The sequence below is a fragment of the Aeromicrobium sp. PFPM2_SD2 genome (assembly GCF_057364525.1).
This window is the reverse complement of sequence record NZ_JBNFNZ010000120.1, coordinates 1-6,282: the sequence shown is the minus strand read 5'-3', so window position 1 is coordinate 6,282 and position 6,282 is coordinate 1. Positions and strand designations below refer to the sequence as shown.

7 protein-coding genes and 3 pseudogenes are annotated in these 6,282 nt (G+C 72.5%); 3 read left to right on the top strand and 7 right to left on the bottom strand.

Annotated features, from left to right (window positions below; genetic code table 11):
• A pseudogene (locus AC2W7G_RS07670) lies at positions 1–308 on the top strand (mannose-1-phosphate guanylyltransferase); the annotation flags it as partial.
• Position 309: 1 nt separating this feature from the next.
• Here the strand turns inward: AC2W7G_RS07670 and manA are convergent.
• From manA to AC2W7G_RS07650, 4 genes and pseudogenes are all read right to left on the bottom strand, one after another.
• A complete protein-coding gene (manA, locus tag AC2W7G_RS07665) occupies positions 310–1,488 on the bottom strand; it encodes a mannose-6-phosphate isomerase, class I (protein ID WP_485867906.1) in 1,179 nt (392 codons plus the stop codon).
• 100 nt (positions 1,489–1,588) lie between these two features.
• A pseudogene (gene ygfZ / locus AC2W7G_RS07660) lies at positions 1,589–2,528 on the bottom strand (CAF17-like 4Fe-4S cluster assembly/insertion protein YgfZ).
• Positions 2,521–2,820, bottom strand: coding sequence for a heme-binding beta-barrel domain-containing protein (locus tag AC2W7G_RS07655; protein ID WP_485867907.1), 300 nt, complete (start codon positions 2,818–2,820; stop codon positions 2,521–2,523). The pseudogene ygfZ and the gene AC2W7G_RS07655 overlap by 8 nt, the downstream one beginning before the upstream one ends.
• Before the next feature lie 86 nt (positions 2,821–2,906).
• Positions 2,907–3,038 (bottom strand): annotated as a pseudogene (locus AC2W7G_RS07650) (heme-binding beta-barrel domain-containing protein); the annotation flags it as partial.
• A gap of 60 nt (positions 3,039–3,098) precedes the next feature.
• Between AC2W7G_RS07650 and dtd the strand changes: the two are divergent.
• Together dtd and AC2W7G_RS07640 are read left to right on the top strand one after the other, a co-directional pair.
• Complete coding sequence (gene dtd / locus AC2W7G_RS07645) at positions 3,099–3,521, top strand: D-aminoacyl-tRNA deacylase (RefSeq protein WP_485867905.1); 423 nt, start codon at positions 3,099–3,101, stop codon at positions 3,519–3,521.
• Between the two features lie 94 nt (positions 3,522–3,615).
• On the top strand, positions 3,616–4,764 hold the full coding sequence (locus AC2W7G_RS07640; protein ID WP_485867904.1) for an LCP family protein: 1,149 nt from the start codon (positions 3,616–3,618) through the stop codon (positions 4,762–4,764).
• Positions 4,765–4,837: 73 nt separating this feature from the next.
• Here the strand turns inward: AC2W7G_RS07640 and AC2W7G_RS07635 are convergent, their stop codons facing one another.
• The 3 genes from AC2W7G_RS07635 to AC2W7G_RS07625 form a co-directional block, all read right to left on the bottom strand.
• Positions 4,838–5,134 (bottom strand): DUF1416 domain-containing protein, encoded by a 297-nt coding sequence (locus AC2W7G_RS07635; protein ID WP_485867903.1) that lies wholly within the window; start codon positions 5,132–5,134, stop codon positions 4,838–4,840.
• Positions 5,134–5,982, bottom strand: a complete 849-nt coding sequence (locus AC2W7G_RS07630) for a sulfurtransferase (protein WP_485867902.1) — start codon at positions 5,980–5,982, stop codon at positions 5,134–5,136. The genes AC2W7G_RS07635 and AC2W7G_RS07630 overlap by 1 nt, the downstream gene beginning before the upstream one ends.
• Before the next feature lie 54 nt (positions 5,983–6,036).
• On the bottom strand, positions 6,037–6,282 hold a 246-nt coding region (locus tag AC2W7G_RS07625), incomplete at its 5' end, for a DUF4395 family protein (RefSeq protein ID WP_485867901.1).

Below are 6,282 nucleotides of genomic sequence, written 5' to 3'. Positions count from 1 at the left end.
CACGCCATGCCGAGCCGGTCGCGGCGGCCGGCGGCGTCGCGGTCGTGCCGGGCGCCTTCGACTGGTTCGACATCGGCGACTTCGACGCCCTGGCGACGCTGCCCGGAGCGGGGACGGAGGCGCTCGTCGTGGACGGCGACGCGCTCGTGGTCGCCGACCCCGGCAAGGCGGTCACCGTGCTCGGCATCGAGGACGCCGTCGTGGTCGACACCGGCGACGCCCTGCTCGTCACGACCCGCGCGCACGCCCAGGCGGTCAAGCAGCTGCCCGCCGCGTGGTCCGGGCGCGGACGCCCCGACCTGGCCTGAGCTAGACCAGGTCGACCAGGCGGGAGCCGGCCACCTCGTCGGTCGGCTGGTAGACCTGCGCCACCTCGCCCAGGCCGCGCACCCGCAGGAGCCCGTCCTCGGGCGCCACGTGCACCGTGTCGCCGCGGCGCAGCTCCATCTCCTGGCCGGTGCCGGCGCGCACCGTCACCACGCCGGCGGTGCAGATGAGCAGCCGGTGGCCGGCCGGCGGCGGCACGACGCCGTCGCCGTCGGCCCCCGAGCACTGGGTGACGGCGAGCGCGAACTCGTCCACGCCGGGGTTCAGCACGATGGTGGCGTGGTCGTAGGGGTCGGGCGTCACGCGCGCCAGCCGCGAGAAGCCGCTGGCGAGCGTGGCCACGAGGCCGTCGGGGTCGATGTGCTTGCTGGTCAGGCCGGCGCGCAGGACGTTGTCGGACGTCGCCATGACCTCCAGGCACATGCCGCTCAGGTGGGCGTGGATGATGCCGGCGCCGAGGAAGGCGGCCTCGCCGGGCTGCAGCGTGAGTCGGTTCAGCAGCAGGCCCACGACGACGCCGACGTCGCCGGGACGGTGCTCGGCCAGCTCGACCACGGTGGCGAAGGCGCGCTTGACGTCGGTGCCGTCGGCCAGGTGGCGGCGGGCCTCGGCCACGACGCCCGCGACCTCGTCGGCCGGCGCCGGGTCGCGCAGCAGCCGCTCGACCAGGCGGACGATGCCCGGGAAGCCGGGGTCCTCGTGCAGCTCCTTGCTCAGCCGCGCCGCCAGCGGCGTCTCGAGGTGGTCCAGGATGCGCAGGATCTCGGCGGTCGGGCGGAAGCCGACGAGGGTCTCGAACTGGGTGATGGCGTAGGCCATCTCGGGCTTGTGGTTGTCGTCGCGGTAGACCCGGTGCGGCGCGTCGACCGGGATGCCGGCGGCGTTCTCGGCCGCGTACCCGGCCTCGGCCTGCTCCTTGTTCGGGTGCACCTGCAGCGACAGCGGACGGTCGGCGGCGAGCACCTTGAGCAGGAACGGCAGCTGGCCGGCGACCTCCTCGAGCGGGCGGTCGTCCTCGGCCAGGCGCGACGGCAGCAGCGGGTGGGTGCCGACCCACATCTCCGCGGCGGGGTCGTCGCCGGGCACGTCCCCCAGGAAGCCGGGGATGGCGTGCGGCGACCCCCAGTCGTAGGCCTGGGTGCCGTTGACGAGTCGGTGCACGGGTCTCCTTCCAGCGCTCGGGCGGCGGCCGGTCGCCCGCCGGCGCACCAGCCTAGCCACGCGGCCGCGGGACGCTCCCCGGAGCCGGGCCGGCCGGCGGTCAGTCCAGGCGGGGGCGCACGTGCAGGCCGACCTCGGGGTCGACGACGACCTCCTGGCCGGCGGCGATGCCGTCGGTCAGCAGGGTCGCGGCCGGGTCGACGCTGCGCTTGACGAGGGCCAGCGCGATCGGCCCGAGCTCGTGGTGACGCGCCGAGGAGCCGACGAAGCCGACCCGCTTGTCGTCCAGCAGCACGTCGCCGCCGGCCACGGGCAGCCGGTCGACCGAGCCGTCCAGGTGCAGCATCACCAGGCGCCGGGGCGACGTCCGAGCGTGTGCACGCGGGCGACCGTCTCCTGGCCGCGGTAGCAGCCCTTGTCGAGGTGGACCGCCGACGGGATCCAGCCGACCTCGTTCGGGATGGTCTTGTCGTCGGTGTCCAGGCCGAGCCGCGGGACGCCGGCGGCGATGCGCAGCGCCTCCCAGGCCCAGGTGCCGACCGGGTCGCCCAGGCGGGCGGGCTGGTCGAGCAGCGTCGCCCGGTCGACGATCTCGGTGCGCAGGCCGGGCAGGCCGACGACCGCCTTCTCGGCCGAGACGTCGCGCACCTCGACCCGCATCATGAAGCGCATCGAGTCCAGGAAGTGCGCGAGCGCGGCGCCGGCTCCCGGCTCGGTGTGCGCCCAGAACGTCTCGCCGTCGTCGACGCCGGCGAAGGCGTGCTCGACGCGGCCCTGCGGGCTCAGCACGAGCGCCTCGGTGGGTGCACCGGGCGCGACGCCGCGAGGTGCTGGGTCGTGATCGAGTGCAGGTAGGTCAGCCGGTCGGCGCCGGAGATCGCCAGGACGTCGCGGTGCGAGAGGTCGACGAACGCCTCGCCGGCCTCGAGCCGGCGCTGCTCGGCGGCCAGGGCGCCGTAGTGCGCAGCGACGCCGGTGTCCGGCGGGTCGGCCTCGACGGCGCCATGGAGGTCCAGGAGGGGGCTGCGGCGCTCAGACACGCTTGAGCTGTCCCCACAGGTGCGACTGCATGGGCTGGTCCTCGGCGGCCTTGTCGTAGGCGTACATGAGGTCGCCCTCGACCAGGCCGTACATCCGCTGGCCGGCGGTGTACGGCGGGGCCGTCTCGGTGCGGGCGACCAGGTCGGTCGCGAGGGTCAGCCGGGGGCCGTCGATCGTGCCGTACCAGATCTCGGCGTAGCCGCTGGGGTGCGCCATGACGAGCTCGACGCCGGTGGCCGTCTTCGGGCTGCCGGCGGGGGCGTCGGTCGGGCGGACGAAGCCGGTCTCGATCGGCCCGGGCCCTGGCGCTCGCCCGCGGCGTCGGTGATCCAGGTGCGGCTGAAGTAGTGCAGGAAGTCGCGGCCGTCGTGGGCGAAGACGACGTCCTGCTCGAACTCGAACGGCTCGATCGTGGGGTACTCGCCCTTGCCGTTGCCGTGCCACGTGCCGAGCAGCCACGCGAACGGGACCAGGTCGCGGTGCAGGTCGGAGGGGATCTCGAAGGCCATGGCGTCGATCCTATCGGCGCGTCCCCACCTCCCCCGGGGGCGTCGGCTAGGGTCCGGCACGTGCGAGCGGTGGTGCAGCGGGCGAGCGAGGCGGCGGTCAGCGTCGAGGGCCGGGAGGTCGGTCGCATCGGCGAGGGCCTCGTGGTCCTGGTCGGCGTGACCCACGACGACACCCCCGAGCAGGCGCGGCGCCTGGCCGAGAAGCTGTGGACGCTGCGGGTGCTGCGCGACGAGCGCTCGTGCAGCGACGTCGGCGCCCCGCTGCTGGTGATCAGCCAGTTCACGCTCTACGGGGACGCCCGCAAGGGACGCCGTCCCACCTGGAACGCCGCCGCCCCCGGCCCCGTCGCCGAGCCGCTGTACGAGCAGGTCTGCGAGCACCTCGTCTCGCTGGGCGCCCAGGTCGAGCGCGGGGTGTTCGGGGCCGACATGGCCGTATCGCTGACGAACGACGGTCCGGTGACGATCCTGCTGGAGGTGTGAAACCCAAGATCTCCCTGGCAATCGGGGCGCAGCCGTTGGGCCGTGGGGACGCACCCGGCACAATGTCCCAGGACCACTCACCAGCAGGAGATCGATGAGCGACGACAACGCGACGCCGCGGAAGTACCGGGGTGCGGGCAAGCGCCGGCTCGGCGGCCTCCCCTTCCACAAGCGGCACCGCAAGCTCATCGTCGGCCTGCTCTCGGTCCTGCTGGTCGCCGGCGTGGCGATCGGCGGCTACGCGTACAACCTCAACCGCCAGTTCAACAACATCGCCCGCGTCGACTCCACCGGCACCCTCGACGAGGAGGAGCGTCCCGACCCCGACAAGGGCAACGCGCTCAACGTCCTGCTGCTCGGCTCGGACCGCGGCGAGACGTCGCTGGAGGGCTACCAGGACACCACCCTGTCCGAGGACGCCGCGAACCCCGAGTGGCCGGCGGGCAAGTACCGCTCGGACACGATCATGGTGCTGCACATCTCCGCGGACCGGAAGAGCGTCTACCTCATCTCGATCCCGCGCGACACGCTGACGATGATCTACGACGAGAACGGCGACGAGGCCGGGATGGCCAAGATCAACTCGGCGTTCTCCGACTACGGCCCGGCCGGCGCCATCTCGACCGTCGAGCACCTGACCGACCTGCGGATGAAGCACCTGGCGGTCATCGACTGGGACGGGTTCAAGGACCTGTCGAAGGCCGTCGGCGGCGTGCGCGTCTACATCCCCTACACGTCCTACGACAGCAACCAGGACATCACCTGGGAGAAGGGCTGGAAGAAGCTGCAGGGCAAGCGGGCGCTGCAGTACGTCCGCACCCGGCACGGCCTGGTCCGCGGCGACTTCGAGCGCATCGAGCGCCAGCAGAACTTCATCCGGGCGCTCATGAAGAAGATGCTGTCGTCGGGCACGCTGACCAACCCGGTCAAGCTCACCAACACGCTCGGCGCGGTCACGTCCAACCTCACCGTCGACCAGCAGTGGGAGTCCGGCGACATCCGCGCCCTGGCCCTGTCGCTGCGCGGCATCTCCGCGGACGACGTGACGTTCATGACCGCGCCGATCGCGGGCACCGAGACGGTCGACCCCTACGGCAGCATCGTGCGGCTCAAGGAGCAGCAGTCCGAGGAGCTCTACCAGGCCGTGCGTCGCGACCGCGTCGACCGCTACCTGCGCAAGTACCCCGACGCCACGAACAAGGCGCCCGAGGACGAGGAAGGGGCCGAGGCCTCGGCCGGCTGACCCGCCTCCCCCTCCCCCGGACGTACGAAGGCCCTCCCACCGCCTGGTGGGAGGGCCTTCGTACATCCGGGGGTCAGACCGTCACGAGCACCTCGGCGACCGAGCCCTTCTGGGCCACGACCGCCCGGTCGACGGCCTCCGAGCGCGGCGCGAGCGTGCGCAGCGTCCAGGTCCCGTCGGCGGCGAAGAAGCGGAACTGACCGGTGACCGACGTCGGCACCTCGGCGGTGAACTCGCCGTGGCGGTCGAGCAGGCGCACGTAGGCGTTGCCGACCGGCTCGCCGTCACGCGTCACGATGCCCTGGATGACCGCCTGGTTGGCGACGTCGACGCCCTCGAGCGAGGGGCCGCCCGCGGTGGCGCCGCACATCAGCGGGTCCCGGGCTCGTCGCCGAGGGCGACCGGCACGCCGCGCAGCGAGCCGTACTCGCTCCAGGAGCCGTCGTAGTTCTTGACGTTCGGGTAGCCGAGGATCTCCGAGAGCACGAACCAGGTGTGGCTCGAGCGCTCGCCGATGCGGCAGTAGGCGATGGTGTCCTTGCCCTCGTCCAGGCCGGCGTCGGCGTACAGCGCCTTCAGCTCGTCGTCGGACTTGAACGTGCCGTCGTCGTTCGCGGCCTTGCTCCACGGGACGTTGCCGGCCGTGGGGATGTGGCCGCCGATCTGCGCGGCCTCCTGCGGCAGGTGCGCCGGGGCGAGCAGGCGGCCGGCGTACTCGTCGGGGCTGCGGACGTCGATGAGGTTCTTGGCGCCGATGGCCTCGACGACCTCGTCGCGGTACGCCCGGATGTCGTCGTTGGGGGCCTTGGCCGTGTAGGTGGTGGCCGGGCGGTCGGTGACGTCGGTCGTCAGCTCGCGCGACTCCAGCTCCCACTTCTTGCGGCCGCCGTCGAGCAGGCGCAGGTTCTCGTGGCCGTAGTAGGTCAGGTACCAGTAGGCGTAGGCGGCGAACCAGTTGTTGTTGCCGCCGTACAGGACGATCGTGTCGTCGTTGGCGATGCCCTTGGCCGACAGCAGCGCCTCGAGCGCCTCCTGGCCGACGAAGTCGTGGCGGACGCCGTCCTGGAGGTCCTTCTTCCAGTCCAGCTTCACGGCGCCGGGGATGTGGCCCTTGTCGTAGGCCTCGGTGTCCTCGTCGACCTCGACCAGGACGACCTTCGGGTCGTCGAGGTGCTGCTCGACCCAGTCAGCGGTGACGAGCGCGTTCTCGCGGCTCATGTTTTCCTCCGTTTCGTCGTGGGCTGGTCCCACGGCAGGGTTGGTGAGAAGGGATCAGGCCCGGACCGGCGTCAGACGACGCAGGACCAGGTACGTCTCGCAGCCGAGGCAGAAGCCCACGACGGCGTTGAGCAGGGCGGCGACCAGCGCGAAGCCGGTCGCGACGAGGCCGAGCGCGTCCAGGCCGGCGGCCAGGGCGACGACGGCGACGAGCGTGAAGCCGAGGCCACGCCCTGGGCGAACCGCGGCGGGCTGGCGTCCTCGAGCTCGGCCGGCGGACCGATGCGCGGGCGCACCAGC